Consider the following 18102-nt stretch of genomic DNA (forward strand, 5'->3'; position numbering starts at 1 on the left):
GCTCTCCGTGATGGCTTTAAAGCTGGCCAGCCGTGCAACGCCGAGAACCGTACTTTCTCCCGCAAGCAGCTTCCCTTTATGTTATAAGCGTAAGCATAGAAACTATGTGCGATACCCTTCAGTTTAACGGGTCTATCGTATCTCCACTACTTGTCCTGTTACGCACACGAAAAGTTACCTTTGTCCCTGTATCTACCGTACTATGTATTTCGAGTCCTGTTCCAAAGTGCCGTTTTAATCGCTGATCCGTATTAATCAATCCGACTCCCGAACTGCTGTCCGCTTTTCTTTCCAGTATTCTTTGTAATTGATCTTTGTCCATTCCAATCCCGTCGTCTTCAACGGTTATCTCTGCATGCGTGTCATAGACAGAAACCCTAATAACAATCTTCCCACCGCGGGTGCGCTTCATAACTCCATGTCTTATCGCATTTTCAACGAGAGGCTGGATCGTAAGAAATGGGATTTTTAATTCCCCATAGTCATCTATCTCCCAAATGATCTGCAGCATGTCTTCGAAACGGATCTTTTCGATATATAAGTAAGAGCGCACTAGACTTAGCTCCTCTTCAATCGGAACAAGTCCATTGGGATTTTCGAATTTAAATTTATTTCTCAAAAAATTGCTGAGCTCATGGAGCAGATTACCCATCTTCTCTAAATTAATGTCACTTAAAGCTATTACAGAATTTAATGCATTAAATAAAAAATGAGGCTGAATCTGCGCTTGGAGCCATGCAGCTTCTAATTGCAATTGTTCACGAACGACTTGTTTAATCGTTGTTAGTGCCTCGATCCGTGATTTTATTTCTATGGCCTCCACCGGCTTCGTCACATAATCGTTGGCTCCCGCCAAAAATCCACTCTGAATATCTTTCGGTTGACTTCTTGCGGTAAGGAGCAGAATAGGGAGCTCAGTGAGTGTAAATCGCTTACGAATGATCCGTGTCAGCTCATAACCGGACATCTGCGGCATCATAATATCAGAGATGACTAGATCCCATTCCTTGGTATCCAGCACTGCTAGTGCTTCTTTACCGCTCGTTACCAGCGTCACCTCATATTCTTCTGGCGGTAGAATGGTTTCAAGCACTTGAAGGTTGATAGGATCATCATCAACAATTAATAAGTGCGGACGATCGCGATGCACTTCTGATAAGATGGTTGGTTTCACAGCCGACGGGATATCCGCCTTTTCCCCGTTTATCCAGGCATTTTCTTGAATCGGCATGGATCGTAATGGGAACGGTTCAAGTGAACTCGTCCTATCATTCTCTTCCTCCACCTCCAAGTCTGCTAGCTTTAATGAAAATTTAAAGGTTGAGCCTTCTCCTACAACAGAGGACACAACTAACGTACCTCCATGAAGCTCAACCAGCTGTTTGCTTATACTCAAACCTAACCCGAAGCCGCCTTCAATCATGGTCTCACTCGTGCTGGCTTGCTCATACGGACGGAATAGGCGCTTAAGCATGTTCTCATCCATTCCGATCCCGGTATCCGCAATAACGATATAGGCACGCTCCTCTTTCACAAAAGCTCGAATCGAAATGTCCCCATCATTCGTATATTTCACTGCATTATGAAGTAAATTGAAAATAATTTGAGTAACCCGGTTCTCATCCGCATGTACGGGAGGAAAATCTTCAGGAATTTGATTTGCAATGTGTACAGACTTCACTTCTGCATTTAATTGCAACATATCAAGCACGCCGGTCACAATCGGCTGAATAAATAGGACTCTTTTCAGTATCCGTGGATTGCCCTCCCGTAAACTCATTACATCAATCAAATCATTTATTATCAATGTCACTCGACGTCCTACAGATAAAATAGTTTCAAGCTCTTTGATACTCCTTTCCTGCAACAAATGCCGTTCCCGTTTTAAAACGGATTGGGACATATTAAGCATGCTATGAAGCGGATTTTTAAATTCATGCGAAGTGTTTGCCAGAAATTGATCCTTATGGTCATTCATTCTTTGCAAGGTTGCAGCAAGCTCTTTGGTGTTCGCATGCATGATAAAGTAACCCTTAAACCATTCAGAGGCTAAACAACCCATGGCAATAATCATATCGAACGGATAGTAGACAAGACTTAAACCGCTATCCAGCAAGATTAACGACCAAAGAGAATGGTTCATCAACGCAAGAAAAGAGAAAAGCAGTAAAAGATTGCTCTTTAAATCTTTAATTACTTTTTTAAACATTGTAATCAACGTGATAACTCCAGCAATACCAACTAATAGATAATAAACCGGAAAAAGCATAATCACTTGAGTTGGATCTAAAAACAAAGTGATGCCGGCAGTCCCTAGATTCATTACTTTATAGATAGGGTACATCCTACGCCAATATGGAAGCTCGCGATGATTCGTACACTGGAGCAAAGCATATGCTGCAATAACGAAAGCAATATTAGTCAGCCTGAAATCCCAATTACTTCCAATGTAAAATAACTGATGGAACAACTTCTCATCCGTACTAAAGACACTCGTGATCGTTACACATAATGCAAGCAAACTAAAATAAAGCAGCTTCTTTTCCTTATTTCCTAGTAAATACAAAATAAGTGCATAGACAGCATGCATAATAAATATAATCGCTGCCAAAAACTGCATAAAAATGGAAGATTTCATCTCTTTGGCAATGGCTTCTTCTGAACCAAATTTAATGGATCGGACAATGCCCCCGCTTCGACTATCCACATAATTTGCCGCCTGAATGACGAGTTCGATTACACCGTTGTCATCTGCTGTAAAGGTTGTAGAATAAGGTAGATCCTTCGAAATGTATTCATCCTTTATTGTCGCCACCTGTCCGGATTTAGTAAGTAATCGACCGTTTACATATAATTCTGATGCAGTGCGTACGCTGGGCACACGAATACTATAATTAAGGTCCTTTTCCGGATTTACATATACTCGCAAGCGATAAGAACCGAATCCGTATGGAGTTGAATTCCCGGCATGCAAAGCTTCATTCCATCTTCCCGGAACCTGAATAAGCCTTGGCTTACTCTCGCCAAATCCTTGTAGCTGCCTGCCATCCATCAGCCGTTGTGAGGGATAAAACTCCCATTCCCCATCAAGTAAAACAATTTCCCCGTCTTCTGCATTCCAATTGCGCAAATCGAATTGCCCGTTTTTAATCGGCTCATGTTTTTGATCACGAAACATTTCCATCCACAAAATGCGCGAACCGGATAAAAGAATCAATAACAATCCTAGCATTACCAGCATAGTGCTCTTCTTTATTTGGTATTTGGATGAATGATTTGCCAAGAAATATACCTCTCCTATTCATTCTCATCTAAAACATTTATGTAGACAATAACTCATATTTTCCTTCATGCCAGGAATTTCCTAGTTTCTATTATACAACCATACTTACTTAGCAAACTTTAGTTTTTACCGGACAAATCAAAGCACAAAATAACAGGCTCTCGGATCCGTATTCATCTATTATAGAAATCAAGGAGTGATTAACCGTATGAACTGGGTCGAATCATTGCAAACAGCCATTCAATATATGGAAGACCATTTGCTCGAAGATAGGACGATTTTCTCCTTATTATAGATTTGGCACACAGGTATGGTTATGACACTCCTGAATCTTTTTCCAAAGCTTTTCGTAGGCAACACGGGATCACACCTAGTGAGGCACGCAAGAATACTACCTCTGTCAAGTCGTATAATCGTTTGGTTATTCTATTAAGTTTAAAAGGAGCAGAACCGATGAATTATAAAATTGTTGAACAAGCTGGATTTTCGTTAGTGGGGATAAAGAAATCTTTCTCTTATGTAGATGGAGAACATTTATCAGGAATTCCGAACATGTGGCAAGAAGTGTATACGAGCGGTACAGAAGATCGTTTATTTCATCTGAATAATGGTGTTATTAAAGGATTACTTGGAGTCTGTGTGGATCAGAACGAAATCCAAGAGAAACAAATGGAATATTGGATTGCTACGACTTATGATGGTGAAGTACCAGAAGGATTATCCACACTCCTGATTCCTTCTTCCAAATGGAGTGTATTTGAAGTGGAAGGTCCCCTGCCAGCGAGTATGCAGAGTCTATGGAAACAGATTATTTCGGAATGGTTCCCTTCGAATCCTTATGAGCATGCGGGTATACCCGAACTCGAAGTATATCCAGGTCCTAATCATCCGCCCCAAATCTGGATACCGATTAAATAATGAATGTAAGGCGGCGAAAGGAAGCGGATTGGCGGGACAAGAACTTGCATTGTTAGAACCCCAAAGTCTTCTTCTCATATCCTCGCTTGCTCAATCAATTAACCTTTTCTGCGTTCCCGATCCAACAGTTCACTTAACGTCATCAAGCTTTCGGCCACAGTTTGATGAGCTGTGTCGATGACGATGTGATCTCGGTCCCAAACATCATACTGCCGGTTCCTGATCTTCTCCCAAGTAGGTAGCACAAAACCGGGTATATCGGCTACACGCGATTCGACCCGATGCCTGTGTTCACGATCGTCAGAGCAGATCACTTCGATTTCCACAAACGGAGTTTCAAGAGATTCCGCCACATCGCGCCAAGCTTGACGCGTTTCATGGATAGGATTGACTGTATCTGCTATGACGTCAAGGCCCAGCCGGAGATTCTGCGATGCAATCGCATAACATACGATGTAACCCGCAGGTCCATCGTCCCACGTTCCGGCAACCCGCATAGCCTGCTCCACGACATCGACTCGCAGATACGTTGCCTGTATCTCTCGAGCCAGAGCGGATGATAGCGTGGACTTCCCGGTACCTGGCAACCCGCTAAAGATATAAAGCATAAAGCTTTCCTCCTTCACAGCAACATCAGTGTATAACTGCCTGTAACGTAAGTTACTCGTTCTCGTTCTTAGTCTAACGTTTTATTCCCCAGTCTACTACTTTATTTTCTGTGGAAAGCCGTCAGGCACCGGATTAGGTGCATTCTGCCGAGTAAAATAGAAAGATTGGTGCCGTGGCACAGCGGGAGCTATCTGTCAGTCGGCTATCTGCCTCGGGCAGATTAAGCTGCGACCGCTGGCCAATTGAGTTTAGCTTAAGCGCAAGTCATCAATGAAAAACCGTCCTTATCTGCACGAATCATCACATTATTTTTCGCCCTGCTTATGATACGGTTCAGCTTAACGGGTCTTTCAGCGAGAAATGCGCCGCGGCACAGGATTGCGAACAGTTTTTGCTCATTAAATTAAACAAAGATTAATTCAAGATAATTATCGAACTTCCATAAATATACACAGAAGGCCACCGAAGTAATCGGCGGCCTTATTATCGATGATTCAACTATCGTTCCCCGTTAGCACAATAATCTATAGAGAATATTCATTCACCTGGATTCGTAAGCTTCGCTTGTTGGTCCCCGTGTTTATTGTTATCGGGGGAAGCCGGCTGTTTATAAAGCGGATTGCTTAGTACTTCCGACAATGCCTCTCTCAAAACTGTCGGGCTGAGGTTATGCTTATCCAAAGTGATACCCGCTCCCAGCTCCTGTACCCGATTGGCGACAAGAGGCTGATCCGACGTTAATGGAATCATCACCAACGGAACGTTGTAATAGAGCGCTTCACTGGTACTGTTCATTCCGGCATGCGTAATAAAAACATCCGTATGCTGCAGCATGTCCAACTGCGCAACGTATGTTTTGACGATAAAATTAGTAGGAATTCGATCCGCCAGCGGCTCCATATCCGTGTATTTTCCCGAAGATAGAACAACATTCACCGGCAAATTCCCTAATGCTTCAAAGCAAAGCCGGTAGAAATCCAAGTTTTTGTTTAAAATAGTTCCCATCGCAATGTACACGGTTTGCGGAAATCGTTCACGTAGCAGCTCGAACGGGAAGTCCGGAGCATCTTGACGCGGTATGATCGAAGGACCGGCGAAAATAAAACTATCGTCCAGCTTTTCCGCCTGCGGTTGAAAATAACGGCTTGTATACACGAGCTTTAACCGACCTGCATGTGCCGAAATCTCTTCCATGGCTGGAATACTCACTTGAAACTCTTGGGCTAGCTCACGGGTTATCTTCATCGTGGCCTCATACAGCTCCTTCGTATCCGTCTCCTTCTCATTGAATCCTTGGTCAGTCCCCAAAGGCTCTACGAAAGCAAAGGAGGCAATCGAACACACCGCAGGAATTCCCAGCTTCTCTGCAAGAATAGTCCCTCCCCATCCCATCAGGGAATCAAAGATCAAATAATCGAACCTTTGATTTTCTATCACTCGCAGCACCTCGGGGATCATCCGCCGAATGATACCGCCTACCATCATATAAATGAACGGATAAGGATGTTTGTACTCCTGCGGTTTTAACACCGGATCATGAGAGAAAGCATCTTGCGGAAATGGATAGGTAAGTACCTGGGCTCCGGTTTGTTCAATTCGGGAACGGTACTCCTCCGTGCACACATAGACAACCTCCTCGCCATTGTCCGTCAACTGAGTGACTAATCCTAACGACGGAATTCACATGGCCTTCAGCCGGAGTAATTACAACTAACACACGTGCCATCTACTCCACCTCCGAATTCAATAAATTCCCCCGCTCTTCATGATGGTTTTATTACGACGTATCCGTTATGCGTTACATGGGAAGCTTGTCCTTCGCATGGCTCATCGGTTGATGTTCTTGATGAACGAGTTCCGTAATTCTTAAAGATGCTAAGAAACTTATCAAGACAAAGACTAATTGGAGCGTTAGCACCACCAAAACCCCGGCAGATATGCCCCACTGTAAAGTTTCGGCCAAGGCGATTAAAGCGCCGCATACTCCAATGCTCACTCCCATATAGAAGGAATCCACGAATTGGAGAGTCGCGGACATTTCTCCCTCTTTCCCGGGCTCGGCATGTTGTAAAGCAATGGCCCCGGTTGTAGGGTTGGCTAAGCCGACACCGAATCCTGTAATCATTTGCGAGAGCAGGATGAGTATAATTCCGCCGCCTGACAACATAAGGGCCAGGATCACAAGTACAGTTCCGGCGATCATAATCCCGATTAGGGTACGAACTTGCATGGTTAAAACAAAAAAAGCCGCTATTCGGCGACTTCTTAACGATACATTTTATTGTCCGCCCACATGCGTCCGTAGAAGCGTTTTTATGGGCAAGGCTCACCATTTTCAGGGGTTATAACTACTCCATTGACCTTCCCCGTCTATCCTGCTTGAATATCTTTTTTTACACTCGCTTTTTATACACTCTCATTGCAAAGATATAAGCCAGGAACAAAATCCCAACACACCACATAAGAGCGATCCATATATCATTGCCCACCGGCTGATCTGCCAGCAGCGCCCGAATGGCTTCCACGATCGCGGTCACCGGCTGGTTCTCGGCAAAGACGCGAACGGCGGTCGGCATCGACCCGGTCGGCACAAACGCCGAGCTGATAAACGGCAGGAAGATAATCGGGTAGGAAAATGCGCTTGCGCCATCCACTGATTTGGCGGACAGTCCCGCAATCGCCGCAACCCAACTTAACGCCAGTGTGAACAACAGGAGTATGCCGGCTACGGCAAGCCATGGCAGGATCCCCACGGACGAACGAAAGCCCATAATCAACGCTACGAGAACGATGACGACAACCGATATGGCGTTGGATACCAACGAGGTCAGCACATGCCCCCACAGTAAGGTGGAACGTGAAATCGGCATGGAGTGAAACCGCTCAAATATGCCCCGCTGCACATCGGTAAACAGGCGGAAAGACGTGTAGGATACACCGCTGGCAATCGCAATCAGTAGTATACCGGGCAGCAGGTAATTTACATAGTTATCCGTTCCGGATTGAATTGCGCCTCCGAACACGTATACAAACAGCAGCATCATCGCGATCGGCATGATGGTGACTGTGACGATGGTGTCCAAACTGCGGGAAATATGGCGCATGGAACGTCCAAGCATAACGCCCAGATCGCTAAAATAATGTTTCTTTACCGCCTCCATTTACTTCCTCTCCTTTTTGCCGACGATTGCGAGGAAGATCTCCTCTAATGTCGGCTGTTTTTCAACGTACTCCGTCTTTGCGGATGGGAACAGCTTTTTTAGCTCCGAAAGCGTGCCGTTAGCAATAATTTTGCCCTCATGCAAAATGGCTATCCGGTCGGCAAGCTGCTCCGCTTCCTCCAAATACTGCGTGGTCAAGAGTATCGTCGTGCCGCCGTCGGCCAGCTCCTTGACGATCTTCCAAACCTCGATGCGCGACTCGGGGTCAAGCCCGGTAGTCGGCTCGTCGAGGAAAATGATCTGCGGACTTCCCACAAGGCTCAAGGCGATGTCGAGCCTGCGGCGCATTCCGCCCGAATAAGTAGATGCCTTGCGGTCTGCGGCGTCTGTCAGGCCGAAGCGTTTAAGCATGTTATCCGCCACCTGTCGCGGATTTTCGAGGTATCGCAGCTTGGCAATCATGATCAGATTTTCCCGTCCGGTCAATATTTCGTCCACAGCGGCGAATTGCCCGGTCAGGCCGATCGCCTGCCGCACATGATCGGGCCTGAACACAGCATCGAACCCGTTTATGGCCGCGGTTCCGCCGTCTGGTTTGAGGAGCGTGGCGAGGATTTTGACAATCGTTGTCTTGCCCGCACCGTTAGAGCCGAGCAGGGCGAAAATACTGCCCTTTTCCACCTCGAAATCAACGCCCTTCAGCACCTCATGCTGCTTGTAGGATTTTTGCAGTCCTTTTACTTCAATGGCCTTGGTTTGCACGGGTTGCATCGGATTCCCTCCCTTAAATAACTGTAACTTTTGATAAATCGGCTTCCATGCCTTTAAGAGCGGCATAGGTCAGTTTATCCATCGTTGCACCGTCAAAGCAGATGGTTTTGATCATACGATAGTACTTTTTGGTGAAGGTAAACCCAGGCTGGAAAGAAACATTTTTAAAGGTGGCTCCCTTGAACGAAACTTCGGTTAAGGCCGCTTTTTCAAACTTAACGCCGATAAACGTCTGTCCGTCAAAGCACTGCCCGCTCAGATCGGAGTGCTTGAAGTCAACCCCGTCAAATAAACAACCTTCAAAAATCGTTTTTCTAAGATCGATCATCGATAGCGAGACGTCGGTCAGTCTTACGCCTGTGAATTTGGCTCCGGCAAGGCCCGACTTGCTGAAATTGGTTCGTACAAGGATCGTCTTATTGAAGCTTGCATTTGCCAGGTCAAGCGCGGACAGGCCGCAGTCCGTCAAATTCGCGCCGTCAAAATTGGCTTCACGTACGTCGCTGCTCTTAAACGAACTGCCGGTCAAATCTGCGCCGGAAAAGTCGGAACCGTGCAACGCGCTGCCATTAAACTGACCTTTATGGGCCGTAACGCCTGCAAAGTCGCTTTTCGCCAGGTTGCTTGCGCTAAAGTTTGTCACTACTTGCCGTTCCAGCGAGCGGGAGAGGTTGGCGACCTCCAGAATCGTTTGCTCGATGTCGCCGATGCTTTCAATCGTCATCTTAAACGCCGTTTCATCGTCCTTGCCCTCGGCTTTGAGTTCACTATAACGCTCCTGCAAATCGGTGAGCAGGTCGGCTTTTAATTCGGTGACGCTTTTCACCCCGTCGTATGGCGTAAAAACGCTGTTCAAATAGTCCGTCAATTTCTGATTCATCCCATCAAACTCCTTATAATAAGTTTTCCAGCACGCGCTTTGCATACTCCCAATTGCTTTTGTTGCGGGCGTAAGTATCCTTGCCCTTTTCGGTAATCCTAAAATATTTGCGCCGTCCGCCCTGCGATTCATCGCCCCAATACCACTCGATATCGCCGTCTGCTTCAAGCCGCCGGAAACTGGAGTACATCGTGGCTTCCTTCAATTCATACTCGCCGTCCGAACGCTCGGCAATCAGTTTGACAATCTCGTAACCGTAATGATCAGCTTCGGACAAGAGCCGTAAAATCATTGTATCGGTATGTCCGCGAAGCAGGTCGGATGTGATCTTGTTCTCGCTCATTTAATCACCTCCACACTTTGTATGATAAGACATATTACTGTGACTGTCAAGGTAGTGTTTTAAATAAAATACTTTGTCTTAAATAATTCATCTATCCACAGCAAAAAACGCGCAGGGCGCGGTTTTCTTGGGAGTTAGTTTTTAAACAAAAAAAGCCGCAACCATGCGACTCCTTTACGTTATATGTTCTTGTACTCTGTTAGGAGTTGCCTAAAAAGCAAAAAAAACGGCATTTCTGCCGTTTGCGCTTCTCGAATGCCGCTCGTGTCCCCGATCCGGACGCTATGTGTTTTTGAGAGCGGTCCGGTTATCTTTTTCTCGGCATCGGATGCAATGGCGCATGGCGCAGCATCGGATACGTGGCGAATAACGCGGCCAGACTCACCGCCCCGACGCATGAAGCGAACGCCATCGCACTCATCTTGAAATTCGACATCCAGTCGAACAAGGCGGAAATAGCGCCTCCATAATAAAGAAAGATGCCTGTGACCGTTACGATCATGAACATGATGACGCTGCGCATAAATCCTAGCCGATACACGGTGGCATAGCCGAAAAAAGAAAGACCGAAGCATGCCATGCCCACCATCAGATCGATCCACAAATAGGCGAAGAAATGGTACTCTTCCAGAAACAACCTTGCGGCATGCAGAATACCGACTTCTACCGAATTCCGTTGATAGATCGTGACTAGCGCGTATTGGCAGATGTTCAGACACAAGACGCTGAAAATAACGCCCCCTATCCCCACGCCGTAGTAAGCTTTAAGGAATTGCTCGCGCGTGCTTCCCATTCCGATCGATATCGGAAAAAGGGACTTGAACCCGAAGAGCCCGAAACCGGCGAAAAAGAAGTACGCAGGCCCGGATATCGCGGCAAGCGTTTGCCGATCGAGGTCAAAGACCAAGCCGACGATGATCCATACGATCGTCAACGGAACGGTAATGAACAGCAGCATAAGTTTGGCAAAATACCAGCTCACATCTTCGTAGATCAATCGGAATACCGCGCTCCGTGCGTTCATATGTTTACCTCCGCATCTTCCGTTATATTCAGCAAATAATTTTGCAAGTCCGCTTTCTCAATGGAAAGTCCACAGGCTTGCGCTTGCTCTTTCCATTGCTTCGAATAGGGGGCGTCGAGCATCACCCTGATTTTGGATCCCAACGCGCTTTGCTCCAGCACTTTATGACCGTCAATAAGGCTTGTCACCGCGCTCCGTTCGCCAGCCAACCATATGCCATGCTCGCGGAACTCGTCGATCGGTTGATGATGCAGCAACTTGCCCTTGTGCATAACGATCAACGATTCGCAGAGCGTTTGGACTTCTTCAATATGATGCGTCGAAATCAGAATAAGACGAGGCGATTCCTCATGGCTTTCCCTTAATGCCTCATACAGCTTTCTCCGCATCCCGGCATCCAGGCCGTTCGTCGGCTCATCGAATATCGTTACGTCGGCGTGGCTGGATAACCCGATAATAAACTGAAGCGCAGACTTCATCCCTTTGGACAGTTTGGCTACTTTCTTCTTGCGGTCCAATCTGAAAGTTTCGACCAGGCGGTCTGCCGTAGCTTGATCCCAGTTGGCATTGAAATATAGACCGAAACGAAGCGCATCCTGCACCGTCCATATCGTGTTGAACGGATGATCCTCCTGCATGTAGCAAACATGCCGAACTGCCTCCGGGTTACCGTAAGGTGCCGAGCCCATAACTTGAACCGTTCCGCCGTGAGGCCGTTGATGACCGGCCAGCAGTCTCATCAGCGTAGTTTTGCCGGCCCCGTTGCGTCCCCACAGCCCCGCGATCACCGGCTCCTTCTCCTCGAACGATACTTTTTCGAGAACGGGAACGTTCTCGTATGAATACGCCACGTCGTTTACGTATATCATCGTTACTCCTCCTCCAGAATCAACTGAACGACCGATTCCTTGCTTAATCCGATTCTTTTCGCTTCTTCCAACAAGGGAAGGACGAACTGTTCGCGATAGTGACGCTGACGTTCCTTCAACAATTGCAGCTTCGCTCCGCTCTTTACAAACATGCCTATCCCCCGCTGTTTATAAATTATCCCTGCATCCACCAAAGCCTGAAGCCCCTTGCGTACTGTCGCCCGGTTGATGTTATAGAAGCGCGACAATTCATTTTCGGAAGGAATTTGTTCCTCTTCGTTTAATTCCCCCCCCACAATCTCGTCCATGATCATTTGGGCAATCTGTTGAAAGATTGGTTGAGATTCATCCAATGTCGGTTTCATCAAGGACCTCTTTTCTCTAAGAACGATTGTTACGTTGAACGGTTGGTTACTCGTGTATCCAACTATACATGAAGTTGAACTAATTGTCTATATGGCTTATGATACGGTTCACCGCAACGGGCTTAACGACAAAAAAATAGCCTGCGATTAACGCAGACTAAAGGTCATGACAAGTTTTATAGCTATTCAATTGAAGCTTTCATTGCGTTGTACATTTTTTCTGCGTACTCGTCAACTTGATCTCGTGACATCCGCAAGCGGTCTGCGGAAGTGCTGTATCCAATTTCCGTTTTGCCTTCTTCCAATCCTTTGAAAATACCGTCTGCGAAAGCATCTAACGGTTCTATATGCGTACGCAGCCATGAGGCGCTTAAATCCGTATCTACTGCCGGCGGAGCTACTTCAATCACCTCTATGGATGTAGCTGAAAGCTGGTGCCTCAGGCTCATCGTAAAGGAGTGAAGCGCCGCTTTTGTGGCCGAATAAATCGGAGTAACCGCAAGCGGAGTAAATGCCAGCCCGGACGTCACGTTAATCATCGCCGCTTCTCCTTTTTCAGCAAAGAATGGTGCGAACAACATGGAAAGATGGATAGGCGCTTCAAGATTAGCTGTAATTTCTTCACTGAAGATGCTCCAATTGTATTTCGCATCTACTTTTAACACATTGAAATGCTGTAGAATTCCTGCATTGTTGACTAACACATTTACTTCCGGATAATTCGCGATGACCCAATCAAATAATGCGATACGCTCGGATTCTATCGTCAAATCGCATGTACGCGTAATGATGCCTGGAAATTGTTCTTTGGCTTTTTGAAGTACGTTTTCACGCCGCCCGCAAATCAATACTTGATTCCCCGCCTGTATAAAGCGTTCTGCAAAAGCCAACCCGATTCCAGAACCTCCACCAGTGATGAGGATTGTGTTGCCCGACATTTTCATAGTGTTTCCACCTTTCATTTAATTGGGTATCTTTAATTAGCTAGGCTAACTAATAGATCAAAAAAATTTATACATCGATTTTTCTTAGCAAATTAAGCAAACAAACGGTCTCTTCATCTGTTAATTTGTTAGTGAGATTCGCGCAGGCCTGCCAATATTGGGGTAAAGCGAGGTCTAGAAGACGATAACCTTCTTCGGTTATGGTGACACGGACCATTCTCTGATCTTCAGGATGTATGGTTCTTGTAATCAAATGATGTTCTTCCAGCCAAATTAACTGCTTGGTTACAGATGCTCGTCGGATTCCTAACCGATCGGCAATTTCGGAAGGCTGTAAGGGCTGGTCTCTACTTGTAGTGAATAGCATAAAGAGTAAAGCGAATTTGCTTTCGGAAATTTGGAATTCATTCAGCGCAGCATTTATAGCATCTAGAATATCGTCGGATATCTGTAACAGCACTTCTCCTAACTGCGCTCTTGTGCTAGGGGGAATGGCAATAGATGGTTTCTCCACAAAAAAAGCTCCTTCAGCAATTAGTTTCCCTGGCTAATTAAAAGTATAGCGATGAAAAAAAGGAATGTCAACATATTCCGGTTGTGCGTGATTTCGAAGCCGCAGCCCAGTAGACTGTCGCCCATTTCTCCTGCACTATCCTTTTGCTTGTATTCATCGGTAAAACAAAAAAGCCGCAACTATGCGACTTCTTTATGCTACATGTTCTTGTCGTTTTCTATCGCGCCAACATGTTTTTGATAATGGTCTTTACCCCCAACTCGATTCCGAGCGGTCCACCTGCTGCGATTGAGCTGTCTAACGCATACATATGCTCGTTCTTGACTGCGTTCAACGATTTCCATGCGGAGTTGCTTTCCAAATCTTTCAGATAGCCTTGCAGCTTTTTCGAAGACCCGCCAATATCCGCTACAAACATATAATCGGGATTCATTGCTGCCAGCCCTTCCAGGGAAATCTGTTCCCCTTTGGTCGACATATTGACATATTGGCTTGGCGGCTGTAAAGCAAGACCGCTTTCCTTGTTGAAAACAAATTGTGTCGTAAAGCCCCAAAATAGCTTGTCTCCCAGCATAATGACGCCAAACGTCTTGTCACTGAATTTCTTCAACTGCTCTTTGGAATCCGTGATCAATGCTTCAATCCGTGTAATTTCTGTCTCAGCCTTTTGCTCTTTGCCGAAAATTTTTCCATATTCCCGCAGGGCTCCCTGCCAGTTGTTCTCATTGCTATCCACCGTAATGACCGGGGCGATTTTCTCCAGTTGGTCTCCATAGCTGCCGTACCGTGCCGAAACCATAATAATCAGGTCGGGTCCGACTTCCAGCAACTTTTCTAGATTGGGGTTTGTCATAGAACCGATATCCGTTATTCGGCTCGATTTGTAGGGTGCCAATGACTCCCATTCGTCCAAAATATTCAAATCTGTCGCCGCTGCAGGAGCTTCATCCAGCAAAAACATATGCTCGAAGTTACGGAAGAACAGGAGTGCTACTTTCTCCGGTTTTTTTTCAAGCACGATTTCACGACCAAGCGTATCTACGTACGTTCTGGGCCATTGGCCTGCTTCTTTCTTGGTTTCTTCAGCTTTTTCAGATGCTCCTGCCCCTGCTTGATTATTGCCAGGCTCCGGCGTTCCAGCGCATCCCGCTAAAATGCCTGCCAAAAGTACAAACGATAAAACCAATCTTATGACTGTTTTCATTCTGACTCCTCCTATGTAACGTAAGTTTTGCTTGACTAATCAAACTATGGTCAGTGTAGCAAAACGCATTTTAGATAGGAATGGGGCCATCCTGAAATTCATATGGATTATTCCTGAACCTCCCGCGAAATTCGGCCGGAGAGACACCCACCTGCTTTTTAAAAATACGGCTGAAGTACAACGCGTCTTCATAGCCCAAACTTTTCGCAATCTCGCCAATCGGTGCGTCATTCGCAAGCAAGCTCTCCTTTGCCCGATTCAGACGATAGGCCATCAAATACTTGCCTGGTCCCATTCCCGTATGCTTTTTGAAGACATAGAACAAACGGTTTTCATTGATGTCATTTTGTTCAGCCAAAGCACGCACGCTAAGTCCATCCATATAGTGCTCATGTATGTATTTCGATACTTGCTCAAATAGCGCTTGTTCTCCATCATTGCTTTGATTGCGGGCACAAACAAACAATTCTTCCAGGACGCAGCGGAAGAGCGTCTCCGTCTGAAAGGTCGAGATTCCGCCGGGTTCTCTCGATGAGCGCCACATTAGCTCCAACAATTCCAAGAGGCGGGGGCTTTGCCCCGTGTTCAGTTGAAAATGCATGTTGGACAAGCAAAAACTGGATGGCTCCGGTGCGCAGATCCGATATAAAACAAGCAAATATTCCCATTTCGTATCGCCAAGAACACTGCGGTTCAATGGCATTTGCGCCCCGCCGTGAACCGCGTTACCCGGAGTCAGCGTATACACTTTGCCGCTGAAATCAAAATCAGCCCTGCCTCTTAACGGGAAAACAAATCCCGGAAAAGGCTCCGTATAATCATCACAGCTCATCCCCGGATCCCGCATATATCGGCAGACTTGTTCTACTCGAAACGAGGTACGCGCAAAATGCTCTGCAAGCTTGTTAATGTCCATATTCCCTTACCTCCTGCAATCAAGGCCATGACTATAAGTGACTGCACGCTCCACTGCCGCGGCCAGCAATCACATTTATACATAGGGGGTGAGCCCATTTCATCCTCCTAATTGAGATTGAGAATCATTCTTATTATAATAACACTTTCTATGCCGTAAAGTGAAGCTATGTCCCAAACTATTCTTTATGCAAGCGATTGGATAAGATGCACAGGTACATTGTGTTCTTCTGTCTTCATTTTTTTAAGCAAAATAAAAAAAGCCGCAATTACGCGACTTTTAAGTATCCTATATGTTGACATTGCTACTACTATACTAGTGCTGCCATTATGCACTATCCAATCGCCTCCATTGGTATGTTAACAGAAGCCATCGCATTTTTCTTTTGCTCATCATTTACATGCGTATAGAGCGCGGTGGTTTCAATTGATGAATGTCCCATAAGCTCCTTCACGATTCGAATATCATGGCCTTTTTTTAGCATCATTGTCGCAAAAGAGTGTCGCAGCTTATGGCAGGATAAATTCATGTCCGTTACCTTTGGATTTTTCTCCTTAAAAGCTGAAAACGTTTGGTTAGCGATCTTCTGGATCTGTCTGATCGAGAGTCGTCTTCCCTTTTGGGATACGAAAAAGGCGTCTTCTTTTTTGCTATAAGGAGTAAGCCGCTCCTCCAAGACTTTACTTAAATAATCATTTAGCATATCGGGAAGCGGGATTTCATTCCACTTCCTTCCCTTACCGAACACTTCGATAGTTCCTTTTGCCTTTTTGAAGTTTAAGAGGTTCAATCGATGCACTTCGCCTATTCGTAATCCGCAATAACCCATTAACAGGAATATGGCTATATTTCGATTCCGATACCTTCCGTTGATATACTCCAGACTTTGTACCAGCTCTTCTTCATCGAGATATACGGGCTTCTTATTTTTCTCGGTCTTGGATTTTCTCACTTCTAACGCAGGATTCTTCGTTGCCAACTCGAAGTCGATCAAAGCGCTATAAAAGGATCTTATGGCTGAAAGTGACCGATTTCTTGTAGACTCACCGGCCGTTTTTTGCTTGGAAACAAGAAAGTTGATAACGCCTATCTTGCCCGCTTCTTCAATTGAACTTCCTTCTAAGGATTGAAGATAGTTCAGCACTTCTCTGCTATACTCTTTTTGCGTTGCTACGGTATATCCGGAATGTTTCATCCATAATGAAAATGCGCGGATCTGCTCCGCATATCTCTCTTTGATTTCATCGCTATACATCAAGATGCGTTCTCCCTCCACCAACAAGTGCTCACCGGTACATCTGGATTGTTTCTAAATGTCAGACTGAAAAGAACCCCTGTTCTTGGTCACAAATAAAAATAAAAATCGATTTAAAAGGAAAGTGCGCCAAATATGTATTTGGCGCACTTATTATAACACATCCTAACCTTAGTTGGGTCAACACGAATACTAAAAAGGCGTTTTAACAAAGTAAATTCTTAAACGAGGCTCTTCTCTCACAAATTAGGTTCCAGGGGCTCCCCGTTTCATCGGGTTGGACGGGGTCATCCGTTACCCGTTTTTGTAATCCATAATGCGGTAATACATCGTTTTATCCTTCAGTTTAAGGAAATGGGAACTTGCCGGATAAAGATTAGCTTCAATAATTCCGATACGTCCTTTCCGGTTTATTCCGACGTCCAATCCATATATACGGTGTCCCGGAAAAAATGCGCTTAATCTCTTCGCGGAACGGATGGAAACACGATCAATATGGGACTCTAACGCACTGGCGGACAGGTGCCGAACGGAAGATCGTCTAATCCCGGATTTAAAACGGTGCAATGTCCCCTTGCTCCGTGTATGGTTGGAAACGATATAACCTTTACCTGCCACTTTGATAACCTTTCCTGTGACTACCCATTTAGATGAGTAAATTCTCCGTTGAATGATGACTCTCATATCAAAGGGGCGTTTGTTGATGGTCGGACGGGTAATTCTGCGTTGAACCATATAACTGGCGTGCCCGATTTTTCTTCTAATATAACGATACGTATTGGTTCTACCCCGAATTATAATTTTTCTATTCTCGTAATGTACGGCGTACTTATGTCTTCCTTTCCAGGAGACTTGAATGACCCCCCGTCCGCGGCTCCCCCACACCGGCTTCACGATAACATGCCTGTACTTGGAGAGAAGTTTTGAAAAATTATACCGGTTCAGGAGCCTCGTTTTGAGTACGTAACGCTTTAGAGATGCATGCCTTCTCAATATCAAATATTTGTACCACTTATTTCTAGTGGTCGATCCCATAGGACTCCACC

General features: G+C 45.6%; 18 protein-coding genes. 1 reads left to right on the forward strand and 17 read right to left on the reverse strand.

All coding sequences use genetic code 11. The annotated features are described in order from the left end of the window. Window positions 1-118: 118 nt before the first annotated feature. Complete coding sequence (locus HMPREF1207_RS27425) at window positions 119-3283, reverse strand: hybrid sensor histidine kinase/response regulator (protein WP_009674149.1); 3165 nt, start codon at window positions 3281-3283, stop codon at window positions 119-121. Window positions 3284-3736: 453 nt separating this feature from the next. On the opposite strand from HMPREF1207_RS27425, the gene HMPREF1207_RS27430 reads away from it, so the two are divergent. Continuing rightward, window positions 3737-4201, forward strand: coding sequence for a GyrI-like domain-containing protein (locus HMPREF1207_RS27430; protein ID WP_016424213.1), 465 nt, complete (start codon window positions 3737-3739; stop codon window positions 4199-4201). Window positions 4202-4299: 98 nt separating this feature from the next. Here the strand turns inward: HMPREF1207_RS27430 and HMPREF1207_RS27435 are convergent, their stop codons facing one another. From HMPREF1207_RS27435 to HMPREF1207_RS27510, 16 genes are all read right to left on the reverse strand, one after another. Beyond that, the gene (locus HMPREF1207_RS27435; protein ID WP_009674161.1) at window positions 4300-4809 is read right to left on the reverse strand and encodes an AAA family ATPase; all 510 of its coding nucleotides are present in this window, start codon (window positions 4807-4809) and stop codon (window positions 4300-4302) included. 538 nt (window positions 4810-5347) lie between these two features. After that, a complete protein-coding gene (locus HMPREF1207_RS27440) occupies window positions 5348-6433 on the reverse strand; it encodes a macrolide family glycosyltransferase (protein ID WP_016424214.1) in 1086 nt (361 codons plus the stop codon). Window positions 6434-6608: 175 nt separating this feature from the next. Beyond that, window positions 6609-7013, reverse strand: a complete 405-nt coding sequence (locus HMPREF1207_RS27445; protein WP_196809682.1) for a hypothetical protein — start codon at window positions 7011-7013, stop codon at window positions 6609-6611. A 190-nt stretch (window positions 7014-7203) separates the two neighbouring features. Continuing rightward, the gene (locus tag HMPREF1207_RS27450; protein WP_009674173.1) at window positions 7204-7971 is read right to left on the reverse strand and encodes an ABC transporter permease; all 768 of its coding nucleotides are present in this window, start codon (window positions 7969-7971) and stop codon (window positions 7204-7206) included. Further along, window positions 7972-8742 carry an ABC transporter ATP-binding protein gene (locus tag HMPREF1207_RS27455; RefSeq protein ID WP_009674168.1) on the reverse strand — a complete coding sequence of 257 codons (771 nt, stop codon included), beginning with the start codon at window positions 8740-8742 and terminating at the stop codon, window positions 7972-7974. A 13-nt stretch (window positions 8743-8755) separates the two neighbouring features. Then, the gene (locus HMPREF1207_RS27460; protein ID WP_009674148.1) at window positions 8756-9622 is read right to left on the reverse strand and encodes a pentapeptide repeat-containing protein; all 867 of its coding nucleotides are present in this window, start codon (window positions 9620-9622) and stop codon (window positions 8756-8758) included. Window positions 9623-9635: 13 nt separating this feature from the next. Beyond that, on the reverse strand, window positions 9636-9965 hold the full coding sequence (locus HMPREF1207_RS27465; protein WP_009674170.1) for a PadR family transcriptional regulator: 330 nt from the start codon (window positions 9963-9965) through the stop codon (window positions 9636-9638). Window positions 9966-10272: 307 nt separating this feature from the next. Then, a complete protein-coding gene (locus HMPREF1207_RS27470; RefSeq protein ID WP_009674145.1) occupies window positions 10273-10989 on the reverse strand; it encodes a hypothetical protein in 717 nt (238 codons plus the stop codon). Next, window positions 10986-11858, reverse strand: a complete 873-nt coding sequence (locus HMPREF1207_RS27475; RefSeq protein WP_009674159.1) for an ABC transporter ATP-binding protein — start codon at window positions 11856-11858, stop codon at window positions 10986-10988. Before HMPREF1207_RS27475 ends, HMPREF1207_RS27470 begins: the two co-directional genes overlap by 4 nt. Window positions 11859-11860: 2 nt before the next feature. Further along, complete coding sequence (locus HMPREF1207_RS27480; protein ID WP_009674166.1) at window positions 11861-12223, reverse strand: GntR family transcriptional regulator; 363 nt, start codon at window positions 12221-12223, stop codon at window positions 11861-11863. Window positions 12224-12405: 182 nt separating this feature from the next. Next, window positions 12406-13167 carry an SDR family oxidoreductase gene (locus HMPREF1207_RS27485; protein WP_009674143.1) on the reverse strand — a complete coding sequence of 254 codons (762 nt, stop codon included), beginning with the start codon at window positions 13165-13167 and terminating at the stop codon, window positions 12406-12408. Window positions 13168-13234: 67 nt separating this feature from the next. Further along, window positions 13235-13681 carry a MarR family winged helix-turn-helix transcriptional regulator gene (locus HMPREF1207_RS27490; RefSeq protein ID WP_016424216.1) on the reverse strand — a complete coding sequence of 149 codons (447 nt, stop codon included), beginning with the start codon at window positions 13679-13681 and terminating at the stop codon, window positions 13235-13237. A gap of 217 nt (window positions 13682-13898) precedes the next feature. Then, a complete protein-coding gene (locus HMPREF1207_RS27495; protein WP_009674147.1) occupies window positions 13899-14885 on the reverse strand; it encodes an ABC transporter substrate-binding protein in 987 nt (328 codons plus the stop codon). Between the two features lie 70 nt (window positions 14886-14955). Next, on the reverse strand, window positions 14956-15801 hold the full coding sequence (locus HMPREF1207_RS27500; RefSeq protein WP_009674155.1) for a helix-turn-helix domain-containing protein: 846 nt from the start codon (window positions 15799-15801) through the stop codon (window positions 14956-14958). A gap of 334 nt (window positions 15802-16135) precedes the next feature. Beyond that, window positions 16136-17056, reverse strand: coding sequence for a tyrosine-type recombinase/integrase (locus HMPREF1207_RS27505; protein ID WP_016424217.1), 921 nt, complete (start codon window positions 17054-17056; stop codon window positions 16136-16138). Window positions 17057-17350: 294 nt separating this feature from the next. After that, on the reverse strand, window positions 17351-18091 hold the full coding sequence (locus HMPREF1207_RS27510) for a YheC/YheD family protein (protein ID WP_009674163.1): 741 nt from the start codon (window positions 18089-18091) through the stop codon (window positions 17351-17353). Between the last annotated feature and the right edge of the window lie 11 nt (window positions 18092-18102).

Source organism: Paenibacillus sp. HGH0039, assembly GCF_000411255.1.
In the GTDB taxonomy this organism is placed as follows: domain Bacteria; phylum Bacillota; class Bacilli; order Paenibacillales; family NBRC-103111; genus Paenibacillus_F.